This window comes from Tenacibaculum sp. AWR4_210, from assembly GCF_056160945.1.
In genome coordinates this window covers 332,498-352,800 of sequence record NZ_JBSWYF010000005.1, presented here as the reverse complement: position 1 = coordinate 352,800, position 20,303 = coordinate 332,498, and the positions used below count along the sequence as shown (strand labels likewise).

Here is a 20,303-nt window from a genome sequence, read left to right as displayed (position 1 = left end):
CATGAGGTTTCCAGCAAAAACACCAGGTATAATTCAGCGGTATTACTCGCAATTTACCTGGTGTTTTTCTTTTACAGAAAAGACCATATACCTCACTTTTGACGACGGTCCTATACCCGAGGTAACGGAGTTTGTACTTTCAACACTCCGACAGTTCAATGCACAGGCAAGCTTTTTTTGCATCGGTGATAATATCGCCAAGCACCCCGCTATTTTCGAACAACTCCTACGCGATAACCACACCATAGGCAACCACAGTTTCCACCATGTAAACGGATGGAAAACACCTTTACAACAATACCTGCACGAAGTGAATTTGACAGAAGAACAGTTCGAGATGCACGGAGTTACTTCTCGTAAATTATTTCGTCCTCCTTACGGAAAAATAACACGCAAACAAGCGGCTGCCTTAACGGACCAAGGATTTTCTATAATTATGTGGGATGTATTATCAGCTGATTACGACCAACGGTTACGTCCTGAACAGTGCACCCAGCGCGTAGTTAGCCATGCACAGCCCGGTAGTATTATCGTATTTCACGATAGTTTAAAAGCTCGAAAAAATTTAGAATACAGCTTACCCAAGGTATTGAAGTACTTTACAGACAGGGGCTATGTATTCAAAGGAATTTAGAAGTATTGCTGCACCAAACCGATCAAGGTATTGGCGTCTTGTTCGCCTGTTTGACGCCACTTCATTTCTCCATTTTTGTAGATCATAAACGTGGGATTTCCTTTTACGCGAAGCGCTTCTGCTAAAATCTCGTTCTTGCGAATATCGATTTTAATCACCTTCGCTTTGTCACCAAGAGCAGCAGCCACATCTCGAAGCGTATCTAAACTCGGTTCAGTATCGCTCCAATCTGCGTAAAAATCAATCAACACAGGTTTGTCAATGCTTATGATTTCACCAAACTTTGTCATTATTAATAGTTAATTTTAGTCTAATTGTCTAAAAATACTAATTTTTTGTTAGTATTTTGACATTCCCTCCTTAAAATGACTTAAAATTAAGCTTTTTTTAATGTTATCACTGTTATTTCAGGCCAAATCCCTACACGACCAGGAAACGCGTGGTAGCCAAAACCTCTGTTTACATTGATGTAACGGCCGTATTCCTCGTACAAACCGGCCCACTGCTTGTACACGTATTGCGATGGACTCCAACGAATTAATCCAGGAATTTCAATTCCAAATTGCAACCCATGAGTATGTCCGCTCAAAGTAAGCTGATAATTGAAATCGTTCTTTTTTACCTTGTACTCCCAATGGCTAGGATCGTGGCTCATTAAAATTTTAAAATCTTCACGGTCTACTCCGACTGTCGCTTTTTCCAAATCACCTGCTTGGTTAAAACCTTTTCCCCAGTTTTCAACTCCTACCAAGGCCAATCGTTGTCCGTCTTTTTCTATAAAACGATGCTCGTTACACAACAGTTCAAAACCAATTTTTGGATGCACGTCTTTTACCGCCTGGAAATTGGCTTTTTTCGCTTCTTTTGATTCCCAATCGGCATAATCACCATAATCGTGATTTCCTAAAATTGAATACTTCCCCATAGGAGCATTTAAGCGTTTAAACGAGTCGATCCACGGATCCATTTCTCTCGCAAAATTATTGACGATATCTCCAGTAAACAAAATCATATCCGAGGCCTGCTCATTAATCAAATCAACGGCGTACTCTATTTTTTCCTTGTTGTCAAAACTCCCAGAGTGGATGTCCGTAATTTGCGTGATGGTCATCCCGTCAAAGGCCTCGGGCAAATCTGGGAAACTCAATTCGTAGGTCAGAACTTTAAAATTGTACTTCCCTTTAAAAATCCCATACAAAATACTCGCCAACGGAATGGCTGCAATACCGAGCGCCAGCTGTGATATAAATTTTCTTCTCCCTCCTAATTCGCGCGTCGGAGACGAAGCTACTGCCGAAATACCCTTTCGAACCCAGCGGACAATATCTTCTCCTAACAGAACTAGTACCAACAAAATCTTAGGTAAGAGTACCACTAGCAAAAATCCCACTGCCCATTGAAACTGTTTGGTTTGTCCATCACTTCTATCGGAAGTGAACAGCACCCAATAAAAATTTAGGTAAGCCAGTAAGCTGGGTAACAGCCACAATCCTCGCAACCATCTATTTTTAGTAAGCGTTTTTATTACTTGAAAGGCATAGCTTTCAATGACCAAAAACAAGGTCAGAGACACTAAGAAGGGAATTATCCAACGCGACATAAATCATTAAATTTTAACTCGGTAAAGATACAGGGAAAAGCCAAAATCTATTTTTAACATCTTGTTAAAGTTTCGTAGCTTTACATGCTTCAATTTTTATATTCATGGCAGAAAGAAAACGACTTTTTTTATTAGACGCATATGCATTGATCTTCAGAGGTTATTACGCATTCATCAAAAATCCACGTATCAATTCAAAAGGACTTGATACCTCCGCAGTATTGGGCTTTACCAATTCCTTACTGGACGTTATCAAGCGAGAAAAACCCGATTACTTAGCGGTTTGTTTTGACAAAGGAGGAAGTGTTGATCGCGTCGCCGCCTTTCCCGAATACAAGGCGAACCGACAAGAAACCCCTGAGGCCATCAAAATTGCAGTGCCTTATATCGAACGTATCTTAAGTGCCATGAACATTCCAGCCATCGTCAAAGAAGGTTATGAGGCCGACGATATTATCGGGACACTTGCCAAAAAAGCAGAAGTTGCCGGTTTTGACACCTATATGGTGACTCCCGATAAAGATTATGCCCAATTGGTTTCAGAGCACATTTTTATGTACCGCCCACCACGTATGGGGAACGGTTACGAAAAATGGGGAGTTGAAGAAGTAAAAGCTAAGTTCGAAGTAGAACGTCCAGAACAAGTAATCGATTACCTAGGGATGATGGGAGATTCTGTTGATAATATTCCCGGACTGCCTGGAGTGGGTGACAAAACAGCTAAAAAGTTTATCGCCAAATACGGGAGTATGGAAGGGCTGTTTGAAAATCTTCACGAGTTAAAAGGTAAGATGAAAGAAAAAGTGGAAGCGAACCAAGAATTGGGTATCCTCTCAAAACAGCTCGCTACCATTATGCTAGACGTTCCTGTTGAACTCGAAGAAGACAAGTTAATTTTTGAACAAGCAAATCTCGAAGAAACAGCGGCCATTTTCGATGAATTGGAGTTCCGACGTTTGATCGACAATTTAAAAAACACCTATAAAACTCCAGAAGCTCCAACCACTGCAGCTCCTGTTGCTGGTGGAAATACACAACAATTTGACTTGTTTGCCACTCCTGGTAGTGGTAGTCAAGAAATCGTCATAGACGGTAAAAAGAACAGTGAAAACAATCCGCATTTCTATCAATTGGTCAATACACCTCTGAGTAGAAAGCTGTTACTCGATAAACTACTCCAACAAAAGTCCGTATGTTTTGATACAGAAACCACTGGACTAAAAGCCCTAGAGGTAAGCCTTATAGGTATTGCCTTTTCATGGGAACCAGGAAAGGGATACTACTTGAGTTTTCCAGAAGATCAAGCAGAAACACAGGCGCTATTAAACGAATTCATCCCGTTTTTCGAAAGTGAAACCATTGAGAAAGTAGGCCACAATTTAAAGTACGACAACAAGGTACTCTCTAACTACGGTATTAGCGTGAAAGGTCCTTTATTCGATACTATGATAGCGCATTACTTGATCAATCCTGACATGCGTCACAACATGGATATACTCGCGGAAACCTACCTCAATTACCAACCCATACCCATAGTAGACTTGATTGGTAAAAAGGGAAAAAACCAGTTGTCAATGCGACAAGTATCGCTCGAACGACAAACCGAATACGCAGTTGAAGACGCTGACATCACCTATCAGCTAAAAACTCATTTTGAAAAAGAATTGGAGAGCGGTAAGCTCACCCAACTATTCAAAGAAGTAGAAATTCCATTAGTAGCCGTATTGACTGCCATGGAAATTGAAGGAATCAATTTAAATACGAGCTTCCTAAAAGAACTCTCAACAGAATTGAGCACTGATCTACAAAAACTAGAAAGTGAAATCTACGAATTGGCGGGAGAAGAGTTCAACATCGCTTCACCAAAGCAGTTGGGTCCTATTTTATTTGAGAAGTTAAAATTGGTTGACAAACCTAAAAAGACAAAAACAGGTCAGTACTCTACTGCTGAGGATGTCCTATCGAGTTTGAGCGACCACGCGATAGTTGCTAATATTTTACAATATCGCCAATACAAGAAATTACAAAGCACCTACGTAGATGCGCTTCCGAATGAAATTAACCCCAAAACACAACGGGTACATACGGTATACGCACAAGCAGTTGCAGCCACAGGACGTTTGAGTTCGAACAACCCGAACTTACAAAACATTCCTATTCGTACACCACGAGGACAAGAAGTTAGAAAGGCGTTTATTCCGAGAGATGAAAACCACGTGCTACTCGCTGCCGATTACAGTCAGATAGAACTCCGTATCATCGCGGCATTGAGCGAAGAAGAAACCATGATTGAAGCCTTTAAAAATGGGGAAGATATTCATGCCTCAACTGCGTCGAAAGTATTTAACGTCCCTCTTGAAGAGGTTACGAGAGAACAACGTAGCAATGCAAAAACTGTTAATTTCGGAATTATCTATGGAGTGTCGGCCTTTGGGTTAAGCAATCAGACTTCTCTCGATAGAAAAGAAGCCAAAGCGCTTATTGACGCCTATTACGAAACCTATCCTAAATTAAAAAACTACATGGCTAAGCAAGTAGACTTTGCCCGCGAAAACGGCTATGTAGAAACGGTATTGAACCGACGTCGATATTTGAAAGATATCAACTCTAGAAATGCCATCGTACGCGGCGCTGCCGAACGAAATGCAGTTAACGCTCCTATTCAAGGTTCTGCGGCAGATATCATCAAATTAGCCATGATTAATATCCACAAGCGTTTCGAGCAAGAAAACTTCCAATCGAGAATGCTACTGCAAGTGCACGATGAATTGGTATTTGACGCTCATAAAGACGAGCTTGACATCATTCGTCCAATTATCAAAGAAGAAATGGAAAATGCGTTTAGCATGGCCGTACCTTTAGATGTAGAAATTGGCATTGGTGACAACTGGCTTCAAGCCCACTAAATAATAACCTTACAGTACTTCCCGAATTTGTTTGCGCAGTTCGGGGAGTACTTCTGTTTCAAACCACTTATTTTTTTGCATCCAAAATCGATTTCTCGGTGACGGATGTGGCAACGGAAAGTAGGTAGGTAGAAACTGTTCAAAATTCCCGACGTTTTCCGTCAGTGTCTTTCCTCCTACATCTTTGAGATAATACTTTTGTGCATAGCTACCAATAAGCAATAGCAATCTGGCTTCAGGCAAACTTTCTAAAACGCGCTGATGCCAAGTAGTCGCACATATCTTTTTAGGTGGTAAATCGCCTGTTTTTCCTTTTCCTGGATAACAGAAACCCATAGGAACAATGGCAACCTTCGTTTCATCGTAAAAATCGGCAGTTTCCATACCCAACCATTTTCGCAATAGTATACCGCTGGCGTCATTCCACGGAATACCACTGGCATGTACTTTGGTTCCGGGGGCTTGCCCTATGATCACTAGTTTCGCTTTGGGATGTATTGCTATGACGGGATTTGGGGTCAACGTGTCGGCACATAGCTCACACGATCGAATTTCTTTCCATAAATTACTCATGCTTAAAAAAAATAAAAAAACACTCGCTTTTAATCCTTAAAAACGAGTGTTTTCCATTCAAAACTGTTCTATCTTAGTGATTGATAGCATATCCTGCACCCTTGCCAAATTCTGACAGGATGAATGATAAATTTTTTAAAAAGTTTTGAATCCCCTTAAGTAATTTTTTTTTCATTTTTAGTTAATTATTAATTTTCCCCATAACAAAGTTAAGACTCAACCCCCTGAAAACCAACAGGTTTTTCCCCTTTTTTGGTCTAAACTATATAAATGGTCGAAAATTGATGATAATTACACCAAAAACGAAGGTATTTGGTAGGCTATTAATTTTACAAAATTTCTATAAAATCCTCAAAAGCAAAGTAATAGGGCTGATTTTTCAATACTGGAAGGTCAATACTTTCAGCATTTGCAATACCCACACCGGCATACCAGACTTTCGCATTCTGCTTTACTGCGTGCTCTTTAAAGGTCTCCATCCAAAGCACATCGTATTCACTGGGCGACTGTATGTTGTTGGAAACTTTTACCAACACAAAAATGGTAGGTTCCCCTTTCTTGTACAACACAAACTGTGGGTGTCGTTTAAGCGTACTGTTCACTGCGACAAACTCATAGCCCATTTCTTGCAAGCGTTTGCCTACGTGATTCATTCCTAAATTGTGTAGTTCCTGTTCTGTTAAGGCCTGCATTACTTACGTTTCTTATTGCGTTTATTGTAATTCTTATCTCCGCGAGTTTTCGGTTTTTTGTACTTCTTCGCGATTTCTCTTCGGTATGAACCTCCTAAGTTTACTTTTTTATTCTTTTCTTTTTTCTCGTGGAAGGCATCACCGGGAACGTACTCTTGAGACGTTCTGTTGTTTGACTGTTTCTGATCTTCACGAGGACGCTCTTCTTCAGTTAACTGCTGTGATATTGTTACGTATTCAGGAATGGCAACCAAAGGAATCTCGTATTTCATGAGTTCTTCAATACGCTTTTTAGCCTCTTGTTCTTTTTCCGTTGCGAACAAAATGGCAGTTCCTTTGTGATCTGCACGACCGGTACGTCCAATTCGGTGCATGTAGTTCTCAGGGTACTGGGTAGGATTAAAACTTACCACATGAGAAATCTCATCCATGTCCAAACCACGAGCAATAACGTCGGTTGCAATTAAAATACGGTGGTTACCGCTGTTAAACTCTTCAATAGAACGAAGACGGTAGTTCTGGGTCTTGTTCGAGTGAATTACACAAACTTGTCCCGGATACTCTTCTTCCACCAAATTAAACATGCGATCAGCATTTCTTTTATTCGGTGCAAAAACCAGCACTTTACCATAAACTTGCTTATCTGACAACAAATCGATCAACACGTTCATCTTCGTGTAGAAGTTAGGCACGTCATAGGCTTTTTGTTCGATATTGTCCAAAGGAGTACCACTCACCGCAATAGCGATCTTTTTAGGCGCTATAAAATAGTCATCAATCAATTGCTCCACATCTTCGGTCATCGTTGCGGAAAACATGATGTTTTGGCGTCTAGGAGGCAAGAGATCAAAAATATTCAACAACTGAAATCTAAATCCGAGATCGAGCATGACGTCTACTTCATCGATAACCAACTTTTGGATCGCTTTTAGCTTTAGCACTTTGCTCAAAGCCAAATCGTACAACCTACCTGGAGTAGCGACGATAATGTCTGCTCCTTGCGCTACAGCTTCTTTGTGTCTGTTCAAATTGACACCTCCATACACTCCAATTACGCGCAACGTGATATACTTTGCGAGCTTTTCTATCTCCTCTACTACCTGAACTACCAACTCACGAGTTGGCACCATAATTAATACGCGTGGATGCTGTTGTTTAGAGAATTTCAAATCTCTTAAAATCGGTAGTAAATAGGCAAATGTTTTCCCGGTACCGGTTTGAGCGATACCTACTAAGTCTTTACCTGAACGCACTGCAGGAAAAGCCTGCTCCTGAATTGGAGTGGCTTGTTCAAACCCGAGTTCGTCAATTGCATTTCTAAGCGGATTTGATAAATCTAAATCTTGGAACAATACCATGTCGTAAAAATTTTGACAAAGGTACGGTTTAGTTTTCACAAAGCTTTTATAGCCCTAGGTAAGTTTAAAAAACTTATTGAGCAGCGGTACGTATAAGAAGGTTAACCTGCAATGAAAGCACTTGTATTTCTTACTCGACACAAAAAACATACGTTGAAGTACAGTTCTGCGCTTTCTGCGCGTATACTGTGATTGACAGCTTGGACAGTTCATAATTTTCAATTTTTCCCTTGGTTGACAAATTTACCGTGCTGCGTGCTTCACTCTATAGAAAGTGGGAGTTCCTCTTAGTTGAATGGAGCTACTTTCCCGAATAGCCACCAGATAAAAGAACGAAAAAACACGTAGACACTAACAAATTACAAAATTGTTTAACTAATTTAAAATTAAGTTTCCGAAAGGGGAATATGAACTTACCAACGTCAAAATTCGGGGTATAAAAAAAACCAACACCTCGCGGTATTGGTTTTTTATATAGTTGTTTCGGTTTATCCACCAAAGTCATCAAAGCGGATATTCTCATCAGGGATTCCAAAATCTTGTCCCATCTTTTCAACGGCTTTGTTCATTAATGGAGGTCCACAGAAGTACAATTCGATATCTTCTGGTGCATCGTGTAACTTCAAATAGTTATCGATAACACAGTTGTGAACGAATCCTACGAATCCATCACCTTCTGCATCGATCGTATCTTTTACCTTCCAGTTATCTTCTGGTAAAGGCTCTGATAAAGCGATGTGGAAACGGAAGTTAGGGAATTCCTTTTCTAAGGCCCAGAAGTGCTCTAAATAGAACAATTCGCGCTTAGAACGCCCACCGTACCAATACGATACTTTTCTTCCTGTTTTTAAGGTTTTGAACAAGTGGTATAAGTGCGAACGCATTGGCGCCATACCTGCTCCACCACCTACGTATAACATTTCAGCTTCTGACTCATTGATAAAGAACTCTCCATAAGGACCAGAAATGGTTACCTTATCACCTTTCTTTCTCGAGAATACATACGAAGAAGCGATTCCTGGATTCACATCCATCCATCCTCCTTTAGCTCTGTCAAATGGAGGAGTAGCGATACGTACGTTCAACATAATTTCACGACCTTCAGCTGGGTAAGAAGCCATCGAATACGCTCTTTCCACAGTTTCTGGATTTTTCATCACTAAAGGCCAAAGCTTAAACTTATCCCATTCCATTTGGAATTTCTTAGGATCGTCGTGCTCTTCAGGGTGAGCAGTAATGTCCATATCGTCGAACTTTACCTCACATGGAGGGATTTCGATTTGGATATACCCACCTGCCTTGTAGTTCATATCTTCAGGAATCTCAACTACGAACTCTTTAATAAATGATGCTACGTTGTAATTACGTACAACAACAGCTTCCCATTTTTTAATTCCGAAAATTTCTTCTGGAATTGAGATATCCATATCTTGTTTTACCTTTACTTGACATGCTAAACGCGCTCCGTGTTGTAAGTCTTTACGCGTAAAGTGTGGTGTTTCAGTAGGAAGTGCTTCACCACCTCCAGCGTGCACGTGGCACTCACACTGAATACAAGATCCACCTCCACCACAAGCTGATGGTAAAAATATCTTTTCATTTCCTAAGGTAGACAATAAGGTACCTCCAGAAGGTACTTCGATTGTCTTATCACCGTTAATGGTGATTTTAACTGGTCCAGATGGTGCTAACTTTTGCTTTACAAATAATAACAAAGCGACCAATAATAAAATTACAGTTAAAAATGCTAACACTGTAATTAGGACAGTTCCTCCTGTACTTGCTTGTAATACTATCATTATTCTGCTATTTCTTTAGTGTTAGATGCTACTTCCTCAGTTTCTTTCTTAGGAGTTTCAACTTTCTTCTCTACCTTCACTTCGGTAGCTGCTGTTTTCTCCTCTTTCTTACTGTCATCACCACCTGTTAACATACCACCAAAACTCATGAATCCGATAGCCATTAATCCAGTAATAATAAACGTAATTCCTAACCCACGTAATGCTGGTGGCACTTGTGAGTAACGGATTTTTTCACGAATAGCGGCAATGGCTAAGATAGCCAAGAACCAACCGATTCCCGATCCAATACCGTATACGAAAGACAATCCTAAAGTAGGAATCTCACGTGATTGCATAAATAAAGATCCTCCTAAAATCGCACAGTTTACTGCGATAAGCGGTAAGAAAATACCTAAGGAGTTATACAAAGCAGGAGCAAATTTTTCTACGATGATTTCTACCAATTGTACCATGGTTGCAATGGTTGCGATAAACATGATAAATGATAAGAAGCTTAAATCGTAATCTGCGTATTCAGCTCCAAGCCATACTAGTGCACCTGGTTTTAAGATGTACTGATCTAATAACCAGTTTACCGGAACGGTTACTGCCAATACGAATATTACAGCCGCTCCAAGTCCTACAGCCGTCGATACTTTTTTAGATACCGCTAAGTACGAACACATCCCTAAGAAGGTTGCGAATACCATGTTATCTATAAAGATCGACTTGAAAAATAATTCTATATGTTCCATATTCTTTCAATTTTCAACAATCTGGAAGATTGTTGATCTGTGTTTACAGTTTAGTCTTCGATTAATGCTTTGTTTCTAGAACGTTGCACCCAAATAATGATTCCTACCACGATTAAGGCCATTGGAGATAACAACATAAATCCGTTGTTTTCATACCCAAGAGCATACAATCCAGTTTTCTCAATAGGATCTCCTAACACTTTCATCCCCAATAAGGTTCCTGAACCTAATAACTCTCTAAAAAATCCTACAATAATCAAGATTACTGCATATCCTAAAGCGTTTCCAATTCCGTCTAAGAATGATTTCCAAGGTCCGTTTCCTAAAGCAAAAGCCTCAAAACGTCCCATAATGATACAGTTGGTAATAATTAAACCGACGAATACCGATAACGTTTTACTCAATTCATAAGCAAAAGCTTTCAATACCTGGTCAACAATGATTACCAAAGCAGCAACCACGATTAACTGTACAATAATTCTAATTTTAGAAGGAATGATATTCCTCATCAATGAGATCACTACGTTACCTACACCTAAAACGAATAATACCGAGATAGACATTACGATAGCTGCTTTTAACTCAGCGGTAATTGCCAATGCAGAACAGATACCTAATACCTGAATAGTAATAGGGTTGTTATCTGCTAATGGATCTGTTATTAAAGCGGCGTCTTTTTTTGATAATAGTCCCATAATTATTTTAAAGTTTTAAAGTAAGGCACGTAAAGTGCTAATTCCGACTTAATCATTGCTGATACTCCGTCACCGGTAATGGTTGCTCCAGCAATAGCGTCAACTTCATTATCTGTTTTATCTTCATTTTTTGGATCACCGTTTCCTTTTGCTACAGTAATTCCTTTGAAACTACCGTTGCTCATCAAGTCTTCACCTGTAAAGTCATCCATAAAGAAACGTTGCTTGATGTTAGCACCTAAACCTGGTGTTTCTCCTTTGTGATCGAAGAATACTCCTTGAACTACCATGTTTTTGTCCATAGCAACATATCCCCAAATAGCATCCCATAATCCCTTTCCACGGATTGGAGCGATATAAAAGGTCTTACCGTCTTTTTCACCGATAAACAAAGGTAATTTTCTCGTCTTACCTTCTTTTGCTAGTGCTTGTTCTTTTTTAACATCGATTAAATACGCTGAGGCATCTTCAGAGGTATTAGCCCCTTCAATTACCAATTGTTTTTTGATGTTCTTTGCAAACACTTCTGCAACCTTATCTTTAGAAACAAATACGACACCTGTTTCATCATTTTCATTTACTCCCATAGCATACAAAATATTTTGTTGCTTTTCAATACGCTTGTTGGCATCGATTAACGGGCGTAATGAAGACGCTGTAAAAGCTAACAACGCTCCTACTACTAACACCATTCCAATGGCGAAAAGTATTGTATATACATTACTGTCTGTCTTCTTACTCATAATTAAGCAGTTTTAGCTTTTAAACGTTTTAATCTTCTTTTTACGTTTCCTTGCACTACGTAATGGTCGATGGTTGGAGCAAACACATTCATCAATAAAATGGCTAACATTACTCCTTCTGGGTAGGCAGGGTTGAATACGCGAATCATGATAGAAATAAATCCGATCAAGAATCCGTAAATCCACTTTCCTTTATTTGTCTGCGCAGCACTTACTGGGTCAGTAGCCATGTATACAGCTCCAAAAGCAAATCCTCCGATTAATAAATGTTTCCAGAAATCCAAGCTCATCAATCCAAAGAACTTACTCGATTCTGTAATCCATCCTGTCGCAACTACTTGGTTGAAGATGAATCCCATAACCAAAGCACCGATTACCGAAGACAACATAATTCTCCAGCTTCCGATTTTTGTAAAGATTAAGAATAAGGCTCCTAAAAGGATTAAAAAGGTAGATGTTTCTCCAACAGATCCAGGAATAAACCCGAAGAACATGTCTGAAACAGAGAAGCTAGGTGTAGCATTTTGCGCTAAGCTACCTAACATTGTTTCTCCAGAGATAGCATCTGCATGGTTTACTGCATCATGTACCCAAACCTTATCTCCAGACATCCAAGTAGGATATGCGAAGAATAAGAAAGCACGGATAGTCAATGCCGGGTTTAAGATGTTCATCCCGGTTCCTCCGAACACTTCTTTTCCGATAACTACACCGAAAGCTACGGCTACAGCTAACATCCAAAGCGGTAAATCAACAGGAACGATTAACGGTACTAACATTCCCGTTACTAAGTATCCTTCTTCAACTTCGTGTCCTTTGATTACAGCAAAAATAAATTCGATAACCAATCCCACTAAATACGAAACGATAACAAGTGGTAAGATTTTTTTGAATCCAATAAAAAAGTTATCCAAGTTCCAGAAGTCTCCACTAAAGAAAGACATTCCTTCTGAAAAACCATTAATTGCCGCGTGATGTTGGTAACCAGCATTGAACATTCCAAAAATCAAACATGGAACCAATGCCATAATTACGATATTCATCGTACGTTTTAAATCATCTGCTGCCTTGATATGAGTTCCTCCGTGAGTCGTCTCATTTGGCAAATATAAAAAGGTATGGATTGCATTAAATGCAGGGGCCATTTTCGTCCCTTTATATTTTTCTTTTAAATTATGTAAGTTTTGTTTTAAGCTCATGTCTTATCCTAATTCAGCTCTCATTAAATCCAATCCTTCACGAACGATTTTCTGATGAGGTTGTTTTGATACACAAATAAATTCTGTTAAGGCAAAATCCTCTGGTGCAATTTCGTAAGCTCCTAACCCTTCCATTTCGTCGAGGTCTTTATACATACACGCTTTCAATAATTGCATTGGGTAAATATCTAATGGGAATACCTCTTCATATGACCCCGTTACTACGAAAGCTCTGTGCTCACCGTTAGTGTTGGTGTTCAAGTCGTACTTTTTCTTTGGATTTAACCAAGAGAATGTCAAAGCACGAGAAGTAGATATCTTGTTAAAAATCGGCTTGTTCCACCCGAAGAATTCATAATCATCTCCTTCTGGAATTGCCGTAATTTGATTGTCGTAAAATCCTAAGAAATCATCTTGTGCTACTTGTAATCCGCTCAATACATTTCCACTGATAACACGCGCTCCCTCAGCTTCTAAATTTCCTTTTACTACGTCAGCAATTTGCGCTCCTGCTAAAGCAGTCACATACTGAGGCTTTCCGAATTTAGATCCTGTCAAGGCTACAGTTCTCGTTGCGTTGAACTTACCAGTAAGTAATAATTCACCGATAATCGCTACGTCCTGTGGCGTTACTACCCAAACTACCTCTCCTTTGTTAATCGGATCGATTTGAGCAATCTGCGTACTTACATTTCCAACTGGGTGTGGTCCTGAAACGCGGTGTAATTCCACTCCCTTCGCGTCTTTAAACGGCGATAGTGTTGAATCTTTCGCAACAGAAACGTGTACTTTACCTTCCGTTAATTTTGTAAGTGCAGTTAATCCTGCCTGTAATTCAGCTTCCTTCCCCTTAAGTGAGTAGTCGTAGTCCCCTGCGAGAGGAGCACTTGCGTAGGCTGAAACAAAAATCGCTTTAGGTGCTTGATTTGGATTGGCAACAACATCGTAAGGACGTTGCTTGATAAACGGCCAACAACCCGAAGTAAAAAGGTGATTTTTCACCTCTTCTCCTGACATGGTGTTTACTTCTTTTTTACCAAAATCCTTGTAGTCCTGCTTTCCATCAGCAGCGATTTTAATAGCTAATACTTTTCTTCTTGCTCCACGAACGATTTCCGAAACTTTACCACTTACCGGACTAGGAAATAAAATGCGCTCGTCACTTTTGTCATAAAAAAGTGCCTCACCTGCTTTTACTTCTGTTCCTTCTTTTGCTAAAATTTTAGGAGTTACGCCGTGAAAATCGTCTGGTCTAATGGCAAAAACACTACCTAAAGAAAGTTCGGTAGTTACCTGTTCTGCTTCACCAACAAGCTTGATATCCAAGCCTTTTTTTATACGGATGTCTTTTGACATAGTAACTGATTAATTTGATTTTCTTAAAAAACACGCAAATTTAAAAATTTTGAAAACCACTTAAGAGTAAAACCTTTTTTATCTTCTATTATCCAGTTTATTTATATCTATTCTAAATAAAAAAGAGCTTTTTGGCGTATATTTTGATATTTTTGTTCATTATGAAGCGAATTTTATTTTTTGTAGTCAGTGTTTTTTGCGCATACCAATCGCATGCTCAACAGGTTAAAAGCATCCAACTTCGACCCCTAAATAATCCTAAAAATTTTCATCCTATTGTTCGTTTAGGAGAAATTTTAGAGCTCTCTTTTGACGATTTGGAGGCCGATAGTAAAGAATATTACTATCAAATAACCCACATGACTTATCAGTGGGAACCCAGCGCCATGAGTAGTAATCAGTACATCGAAGGATTTGATCAGAATAATATTCAACAAATGACGAACTCCTTCAATACTTTACAGGGATATACTCATTACTCCGTAAGGTTTCCGAATGCCAATACCCAAATAACCAAAAGCGGTAATTACCTCATCACTATCTTAGATGACGATTACAATGAGGTATTCCAAAGACGTTGTGTGTTTTACGAGGACCTCAGCACCGTGGGAGTCGCTGTTTACAGAAGTAGAAATCAGTTAAACGATCAAGACCAAACGGTACAGTTCAAGGTCAATCACCCCAAAATAATTTTGAACAATCCAAATCAAGAAATTAAAGCCACGCTCATTCAAAACGGTAATTGGAACACCGCTATCAACGACATCCCTCCCGTTTTCATACAGCCCAACCAACTGATTTACAACCACACACAACTCACCAATTTTAAGGGAAACAACGAGTTTTTAAATTTTGACACCAAGTACATTCGCAGTACCAGTCTAAACATTGCAAATGTAGTGCGCGACGATTTGTACAATACCTACTTGTTTAGCAACGAGCCTCGCGCCAAACTTCCTTACCGCTACAATCCAGATATTAACGGGCACTACATAATCCATACCTTGGATACCAAAGAGCCGAGCACAGAAGCCGATTACTCAGTCGTGCATTTTTCCTTGGCCATCCCAGAACCATACTCAAAAGCAAGCGTATACGTTTACGGTGGGTTTAACAATTTCGACCTCAATGAAGAAAATTTAATGACCTATAACGAGGAAGCCAAGGCCTATGAAGCAAAATTGGTACTAAAACAAGGATTTTACAATTACGGCTACGCTTTAGTGCGCGATGGGAACCTCTCTTTACACAGCGTAGACGGATCGTTCTTTCAAACTGAAAATGAATACACTGCAATCATCTACTACCGTCCAATCGGTGGCTTTTACGATCGTGTAATTGGAGTTGGCTATGGTTTTTTTAACCAAAACAACTAATAAATTCGCCTGAAACTTGTAAAAAGCTGAATTTTATAGTATTTTTAGTTCATGTTTCAGCAAGTGACGAAAGGCATTAAAATTTCAGTAAAAACAACGTATAACGGAGTCGTACATCGCGGCCACGTTACTTGTTACGCATTTAGCTATTTTATCAGCATTGAAAATCGCTCTGAACACAGCGTGCAATTACTAGAACGTTTTTGGTCTATATACGACGCACTCAATTACACGGATTACGTACATGGAGAGGGAGTTGTGGGGCAAACCCCCATTATCAAACCCTCAGAGAGCTACCACTACAAATCCAATTGTTTTTTACTGTCTCCTATTGGTGCTATGGGCGGAAAATACAAAATGATTGACACGGAAACTTCAGAGGAATTCCATGTTGAAATCCCAACTTTTCAACTAACAACTACACCTACTTTAAACTAAGCATGCTCAAAAAGAAGAAAGCATTGGTTGTAAAAGACCCCAACTGCTTAAACTGTGGCTACCCATTTACAAGGGATGAAAAATTTTGCCCAGAGTGTGGACAAGACAACAAAGGGAGCAAAATTACCTTTATCAATTTTACCGCCGAGATGTTTCGAGGATTTTTCTCGTGGGATGCGAAATTTTGGAGAACGTTGATTCCCTTACTCATCCGACCCGGTCAAGTTTCTGCCAATTATATTTCTGGGAAGCGCAATCGCTATTCCAACCCCTTTCGATTTTACCTTTCGGTTTCGATTTTGTTTTTCTTACTAGTGAGTTTGAATGAAACGTATAAAAAAATAGACAAGCTCCAAGGATATGTCCAAGAAGATGAAGAACAAGTAAACTTGTTGGAGCTCGACTTTGAAACCCCTCAAAAAAATCAGAACAAAGATTCCATTACCCAACAAATTATACACCGTATAAAAGTGCAAAAAGGCTTGGTTAAAGACAGCCTAACCACTCGTCAAAACACCGATACTTTAGGACTTATCTCGAACAGAATCCGCCCCAAAAATGCGGAAAGTTCTTTCAGCAACGAATACGTACAATACTTTTTACAATACAACAAACTCTACCCAGAGCACAACACGAGCAAGGCGTTAAGCATACTCGGTGTAGAGAAAAACTTTTCCAATAACTTTTGGTACTCTCGGGCAGTAGTCATCAACAAAATTGCAAAGAGCAAAGAAGAACGCGACAAATTTATTCAGCAAATGGTTTCTCTAGGGTCCATTGCCTTATTTATCTTACTGCCGCTCTTCACCCTGAGCCTCAAAATTATTTATATCCGTCGTGCATTCACGTATATCGAACATTTAATTTTTGTATTTCACATCCAAACGGTTTTCTTTTTGCTGTTGAGTCTGTTCTTTTTAATCGATATCTTTAGCAGTACCGACATTGCAGACACAGCGATTGTTTTTGTTGGTCTGTTTGGAATCTATTTGTTTTTAGCCATGAAAAAGTTTTATAATCAAAGCTTTTTTAGAACCTTGGTAAAGTATTGCATGGCGAATACTTTTTTCCTGATTCTCACGAGCATGGGAGTAGCTGTTTTATCAACCATCGTATTCGCGCTATTTTAAAAACTCGTTCGTAACAGTCCTATAATCCCTTGTGATTGCGTATCGAATTGCAGCTCACAACGAATAGTATTTGTTGTAGTGATACGGCACTCAAAAGAGTCTAAATGCTGCCACCATGGTTTAGCGATTAGTCCTTGCATCACTCCTTGTGGGTCTGCCTTATACGTGAAGTTAAATACCCAATCTTTTCGATCTACTTCTGTACCCTCTTGTGGAGCCATAACTTCCCCTACTTGAAACCTCAGCCCAGCAGCTGTTGTCACTGCAGTGGTTTTAAACAAGGGACTCCAAACAAACCTCGTTTCACCTTCGACCGTTTTAATCGCTCCCTGACGCTCCAAATACCCTGATAAACCAGTTCCTTGGAGTTGTAAAGCACCACTGGGTAACCATCGTTCCACTACCTTTTTTACCGCTACCTTATTAAAGTCATCATCGTATTCATAGCTCACAATGGTATCACGCTTTTTTTCGAATTTAGCGAGATTCCCCGACAGTGCCCCTGTCCAGTGAAACATCAGTGAATCTGCGTCCAAGCCCGTAACTTTCTTCAAGCGTTGTTTGCTATTGTTATCGAGCATACTCGACAAAACACCCGTATCTATTTTCCCCGAAATACTCGCTATAGCCTCTGTTGACAACGCATTGTTTCCTTGTAAAAACAAAGCTCCATACCTCCCAAGATTACCTTCTACAACCAGGGAATTCCCTTGTATTTGCAGCTTTCCATGACCACCATCAGTGCTGGTAAAACTCAGTATACTCGATTTTTCTAGGATCGGTGTAAGCCATGCGCTATGCTCATCATGCTCGTACTCTTTTGCCGTCAAAAACCTCGCTACCTCTGTTTGCCAACCGCTTTTACGAAAAGTATATACAACGTGACAGGTTGCCTTTGCTCGTATCACAAATAACGCATTAAACTTGAAGCATTGATACCCCGAAACACCCTCGTACTTTGGTAATTGAGCTGTAAATTCCTCAAAGCGATCAGCATCCTTTATTGCGATGGCTGTACTCAACCAAAACGAATCGTTAGCTCCGCGATAAAACATCAAATTTGCCGGTATATCAATCGCTTTCCTCAACAATTCAAACGAACTGGGAGTCTTAGGATCGCCTTTCTCGGCTTGCTCTCCTGACTTCATGAACTGCGAAGGATGTTGCAAGGCCTCTTTTACAAAAGCCCATTCTAACTGCCTTAGATTTACTTTCACTACCTCCGTAGCTCCTTTCGGAATTTGTCCAGAAACATCAACGGTTGGGTAATATCTAAAATACCCAACCGCTGTGCATATCAATAGTACAGTAACTATTGTATAACTTATTTTTTTTACCATTGATTATTTTCCAAAAGTATTAATCATTTTCAGTAATAACTTCAACGTATTTTCTTCTTTACCCGTCGTATTCAAACTCAAGGCTGCTTTCATTGTATTTCCTCTAAATCGCTCCGATTTCAAGGTGATTGATTGTACGTGCTCTTCCGAGAATTTTAAATACTTCGCATTCGACTTACCGATCATGTTCTTCGGTACTGCCGATAACACTCTATTAGGATTCAAATAAACAACTGTTGCGTTTTTACGCAAAACCTTTCCGTGCTTTCCGCTGTTGTAGCTAACACCTCTTTCAATAGCAAAAGCTCTCGTTTTTGAACTGGTTACATACAATACCTCGTTCTTTAAAACAACGTATAAATCAATCGGTAATTCTGACTTCGGAAGATCTACTTTATACACCTTTGCCTCCTTAGACACCAACTTGTACTTTTGCCCAATTCCTAAGAGTTTTGCCAACATATCTTGTCTTTTCGAACCTACCATCACCGTAAAATCAGGAACAAAGGCATCTTTAGTTTTGGTAACCTTGGTACGCTCGTAATCCTCGTTGTACTTATACGTGGTATAGCTTACTTTCTCCTTTTTGAAATCGTTTAATACAAACAAAGCATCTCCGGTAATCAATTCTGAAATCGCCTTTTCATCCAACAACATAGCAACCATTCCTCCGGCAACATCAATTTCTTCCTTGAACTTCGGGAACATAGCTCCGTAAATACTATTCAACATCAAAGGATACTCATTTAGGGCAGCTTCTGTGTCCACAGACATTCCCCAATAAGCCATCACGTTGGTACCGTCAAACCCTTTTAAAAGGTTTTTATCCATACGCTTCCCATAGATCTTTTTAAAGCTCTTTTGGAACGATGGACTCACCTTAGTTTCCATGAGTACTTTGGCTTGGTTTTCTTCGAAAAATAAATTCGCTGAAATCGACTCAATCCCGTAGATATTTGGATTTTTAGTATCGATCATTCCAAACATCGTACTGAATTCATTCATTCCCCCATACGACTCCATCATTTTCCCCATAAAACTTCCGTAGTGTCCCATCCAAAATGTCATGGCAGCACCTTTCTTTACAGCTTTCTTGAATTCAGAATTCACGGCAATCGACTGATTTCTGTGTAGGTTCATCACGCGCATAGCTTCTTCTTTGACCCAAGTCTTTGTTAAGCGCTTTTGCAAACGGTAGTTCGATTCCTTCTCTTCCTTTAATTTTTCGAAACGCGCTTTGTGCTTCTTAAAGTAATCGCGATTTCTGTCGCCTGACAGGTTTAATAACATTCCGTCATTCCAGATAGTGAAGTTACTGTAGCCTTGTACATAACTAAACCCTCTCTCCTGTTCAATGGTTTTGTATTTATTAGTTTTTACGGTGCTTTCATAAACAGCTCGGTCTTTGAGTTCCACCATAAACCCATGGTATCCAACACTATCGGTCTTTTTGTAAAAATAATACGCATTAGCGTTTATGTTTACGCCCATATCTCCTACAGAACTAAACGCGTCGTCTTTTCTTTTTCTATTCATCTTTTTCAATAAAGATTCCCCGATGATACTCGAATCAATATCCGACATTTTGATCAACTCAAATACATTGTCTGCATTGGAGCTAACCACCACGTCTGCCTCCTTAGGCACTTTATTTTCGAGTTGTTGCGCAGTAGCAATACTAAGGGTTTGTAAACACAGTAGTGTAGCAATAATTTTTTTCATTGTTT

18 protein-coding genes are annotated in these 20,303 nt (G+C 39.6%); 5 read left to right on the top strand and 13 right to left on the bottom strand.

Annotated features, from left to right (window positions below):
- The first annotated feature begins 1 nt into the window (after position 1).
- Positions 2–634: a polysaccharide deacetylase family protein gene (locus ACXAG7_RS11580; RefSeq protein ID WP_476666874.1), complete on the top strand. Its 633-nt coding sequence runs from the start codon at positions 2–4 to the stop codon at positions 632–634.
- On the opposite strand, the gene ACXAG7_RS11575 is transcribed toward ACXAG7_RS11580, so the two are convergent.
- Together ACXAG7_RS11575 and ACXAG7_RS11570 are read right to left on the bottom strand one after the other, a co-directional pair.
- The gene (locus ACXAG7_RS11575) at positions 631–924 is read right to left on the bottom strand and encodes a thioredoxin family protein (RefSeq protein WP_408045384.1); all 294 of its coding nucleotides are present in this window, start codon (positions 922–924) and stop codon (positions 631–633) included. The two genes, ACXAG7_RS11580 and ACXAG7_RS11575, sit on opposite strands and share 4 nt — an antisense overlap.
- An 86-nt stretch (positions 925–1,010) precedes the next feature.
- The gene (locus ACXAG7_RS11570) at positions 1,011–2,234 is read right to left on the bottom strand and encodes a metallophosphoesterase (protein ID WP_476666873.1); all 1,224 of its coding nucleotides are present in this window, start codon (positions 2,232–2,234) and stop codon (positions 1,011–1,013) included.
- 104 nt (positions 2,235–2,338) lie between these two features.
- Between ACXAG7_RS11570 and polA the strand changes: the two genes are divergently transcribed.
- Positions 2,339–5,140 (top strand): DNA polymerase I, encoded by a 2,802-nt coding sequence (gene polA, locus ACXAG7_RS11565; protein ID WP_476666872.1) that lies wholly within the window; start codon positions 2,339–2,341, stop codon positions 5,138–5,140.
- A 9-nt stretch (positions 5,141–5,149) separates the two neighbouring features.
- Here polA and ACXAG7_RS11560 read toward each other — a convergent pair whose 3' ends face one another.
- The 9 genes from ACXAG7_RS11560 to ACXAG7_RS11520 form a co-directional block, all read right to left on the bottom strand.
- The gene (locus ACXAG7_RS11560; protein WP_476666871.1) at positions 5,150–5,713 is read right to left on the bottom strand and encodes a uracil-DNA glycosylase family protein; all 564 of its coding nucleotides are present in this window, start codon (positions 5,711–5,713) and stop codon (positions 5,150–5,152) included.
- A 329-nt stretch (positions 5,714–6,042) separates the two neighbouring features.
- The gene (locus tag ACXAG7_RS11555; protein WP_476666870.1) at positions 6,043–6,405 is read right to left on the bottom strand and encodes a Na(+)-translocating NADH-quinone reductase subunit F; all 363 of its coding nucleotides are present in this window, start codon (positions 6,403–6,405) and stop codon (positions 6,043–6,045) included.
- Positions 6,405–7,763 (bottom strand): DEAD/DEAH box helicase, encoded by a 1,359-nt coding sequence (locus tag ACXAG7_RS11550; protein ID WP_408045389.1) that lies wholly within the window; start codon positions 7,761–7,763, stop codon positions 6,405–6,407. The genes ACXAG7_RS11555 and ACXAG7_RS11550 overlap by 1 nt, the downstream gene beginning before the upstream one ends.
- A gap of 488 nt (positions 7,764–8,251) precedes the next feature.
- Positions 8,252–9,559, bottom strand: a complete 1,308-nt coding sequence (nqrF, locus tag ACXAG7_RS11545) for an NADH:ubiquinone reductase (Na(+)-transporting) subunit F (protein WP_408045694.1) — start codon at positions 9,557–9,559, stop codon at positions 8,252–8,254.
- Positions 9,560–9,561: 2 nt separating this feature from the next.
- The gene (gene nqrE / locus ACXAG7_RS11540; protein WP_408045390.1) at positions 9,562–10,299 is read right to left on the bottom strand and encodes an NADH:ubiquinone reductase (Na(+)-transporting) subunit E; all 738 of its coding nucleotides are present in this window, start codon (positions 10,297–10,299) and stop codon (positions 9,562–9,564) included.
- A gap of 50 nt (positions 10,300–10,349) precedes the next feature.
- Positions 10,350–10,994 carry an NADH:ubiquinone reductase (Na(+)-transporting) subunit D gene (locus ACXAG7_RS11535; protein WP_408045391.1) on the bottom strand — a complete coding sequence of 215 codons (645 nt, stop codon included), beginning with the start codon at positions 10,992–10,994 and terminating at the stop codon, positions 10,350–10,352.
- 2 nt (positions 10,995–10,996) lie between these two features.
- Complete coding sequence (locus ACXAG7_RS11530; RefSeq protein WP_408045392.1) at positions 10,997–11,737, bottom strand: Na(+)-translocating NADH-quinone reductase subunit C; 741 nt, start codon at positions 11,735–11,737, stop codon at positions 10,997–10,999.
- 2 nt (positions 11,738–11,739) lie between these two features.
- Positions 11,740–12,936, bottom strand: coding sequence for an NADH:ubiquinone reductase (Na(+)-transporting) subunit B (locus tag ACXAG7_RS11525; RefSeq protein ID WP_408045393.1), 1,197 nt, complete (start codon positions 12,934–12,936; stop codon positions 11,740–11,742).
- A 3-nt stretch (positions 12,937–12,939) separates the two neighbouring features.
- Positions 12,940–14,292: a Na(+)-translocating NADH-quinone reductase subunit A gene (locus ACXAG7_RS11520; RefSeq protein ID WP_476666869.1), complete on the bottom strand. Its 1,353-nt coding sequence runs from the start codon at positions 14,290–14,292 to the stop codon at positions 12,940–12,942.
- Positions 14,293–14,453: 161 nt separating this feature from the next.
- On the opposite strand from ACXAG7_RS11520, the gene ACXAG7_RS11515 reads away from it, so the two are divergent.
- The 3 genes from ACXAG7_RS11515 to ACXAG7_RS11505 are packed head-to-tail and all read left to right on the top strand — an operon-like array spanning position 14,454 to position 17,236.
- Positions 14,454–15,668 carry a type IX secretion system plug protein gene (locus ACXAG7_RS11515; RefSeq protein ID WP_476666868.1) on the top strand — a complete coding sequence of 405 codons (1,215 nt, stop codon included), beginning with the start codon at positions 14,454–14,456 and terminating at the stop codon, positions 15,666–15,668.
- Positions 15,669–15,719: 51 nt separating this feature from the next.
- Entirely contained in the window at positions 15,720–16,106 is a 387-nt protein-coding gene (apaG, locus tag ACXAG7_RS11510) for a Co2+/Mg2+ efflux protein ApaG (protein ID WP_408045396.1), read from the top strand.
- 2 nt (positions 16,107–16,108) lie between these two features.
- Positions 16,109–17,236 carry a DUF3667 domain-containing protein gene (locus ACXAG7_RS11505; RefSeq protein ID WP_408045397.1) on the top strand — a complete coding sequence of 376 codons (1,128 nt, stop codon included), beginning with the start codon at positions 16,109–16,111 and terminating at the stop codon, positions 17,234–17,236.
- On the opposite strand, the gene ACXAG7_RS11500 is transcribed toward ACXAG7_RS11505, so the two are convergent.
- Together ACXAG7_RS11500 and ACXAG7_RS11495 are read right to left on the bottom strand one after the other, a co-directional pair.
- The gene (locus ACXAG7_RS11500) at positions 17,233–18,576 is read right to left on the bottom strand and encodes a hypothetical protein (RefSeq protein WP_476666867.1); all 1,344 of its coding nucleotides are present in this window, start codon (positions 18,574–18,576) and stop codon (positions 17,233–17,235) included. The two genes, ACXAG7_RS11505 and ACXAG7_RS11500, sit on opposite strands and share 4 nt — an antisense overlap.
- A 3-nt stretch (positions 18,577–18,579) precedes the next feature.
- Positions 18,580–20,298 (bottom strand): hypothetical protein, encoded by a 1,719-nt coding sequence (locus tag ACXAG7_RS11495; RefSeq protein WP_476666866.1) that lies wholly within the window; start codon positions 20,296–20,298, stop codon positions 18,580–18,582.
- Positions 20,299–20,303: the final 5 nt, after the last annotated feature.

Bases quoted from the DNA above. Each gene is read 5' to 3' on its own strand.
- ACXAG7_RS11580 (WP_476666874.1), top strand. From the start codon at position 2: ATGAGGTTTCCAGCAAAAACACCAGGTATAATTCAGCGGTATTACTCG.
- ACXAG7_RS11575 (WP_408045384.1), bottom strand. From the start codon at position 924: ATGACAAAGTTTGGTGAAATCATAAGCATTGACAAACCTGTGTTGATT.
- ACXAG7_RS11570 (WP_476666873.1), bottom strand. From the start codon at position 2,234: ATGTCGCGTTGGATAATTCCCTTCTTAGTGTCTCTGACCTTGTTTTTG.
- polA (WP_476666872.1), top strand. From the start codon at position 2,339: ATGGCAGAAAGAAAACGACTTTTTTTATTAGACGCATATGCATTGATC.
- ACXAG7_RS11560 (WP_476666871.1), bottom strand. From the start codon at position 5,713: ATGAGTAATTTATGGAAAGAAATTCGATCGTGTGAGCTATGTGCCGAC.
- ACXAG7_RS11555 (WP_476666870.1), bottom strand. From the start codon at position 6,405: ATGCAGGCCTTAACAGAACAGGAACTACACAATTTAGGAATGAATCAC.
- ACXAG7_RS11550 (WP_408045389.1), bottom strand. From the start codon at position 7,763: ATGGTATTGTTCCAAGATTTAGATTTATCAAATCCGCTTAGAAATGCA.
- nqrE (WP_408045390.1), bottom strand. From the start codon at position 10,299: ATGGAACATATAGAATTATTTTTCAAGTCGATCTTTATAGATAACATG.
- ACXAG7_RS11535 (WP_408045391.1), bottom strand. From the start codon at position 10,994: ATGGGACTATTATCAAAAAAAGACGCCGCTTTAATAACAGATCCATTA.
- ACXAG7_RS11530 (WP_408045392.1), bottom strand. From the start codon at position 11,737: ATGAGTAAGAAGACAGACAGTAATGTATATACAATACTTTTCGCCATT.
- ACXAG7_RS11525 (WP_408045393.1), bottom strand. From the start codon at position 12,936: ATGAGCTTAAAACAAAACTTACATAATTTAAAAGAAAAATATAAAGGG.
- ACXAG7_RS11520 (WP_476666869.1), bottom strand. From the start codon at position 14,292: ATGTCAAAAGACATCCGTATAAAAAAAGGCTTGGATATCAAGCTTGTT.
- ACXAG7_RS11515 (WP_476666868.1), top strand. From the start codon at position 14,454: ATGAAGCGAATTTTATTTTTTGTAGTCAGTGTTTTTTGCGCATACCAA.
- apaG (WP_408045396.1), top strand. From the start codon at position 15,720: ATGTTTCAGCAAGTGACGAAAGGCATTAAAATTTCAGTAAAAACAACG.
- ACXAG7_RS11505 (WP_408045397.1), top strand. From the start codon at position 16,109: ATGCTCAAAAAGAAGAAAGCATTGGTTGTAAAAGACCCCAACTGCTTA.
- ACXAG7_RS11500 (WP_476666867.1), bottom strand. From the start codon at position 18,576: ATGGTAAAAAAAATAAGTTATACAATAGTTACTGTACTATTGATATGC.
- ACXAG7_RS11495 (WP_476666866.1), bottom strand. From the start codon at position 20,298: ATGAAAAAAATTATTGCTACACTACTGTGTTTACAAACCCTTAGTATT.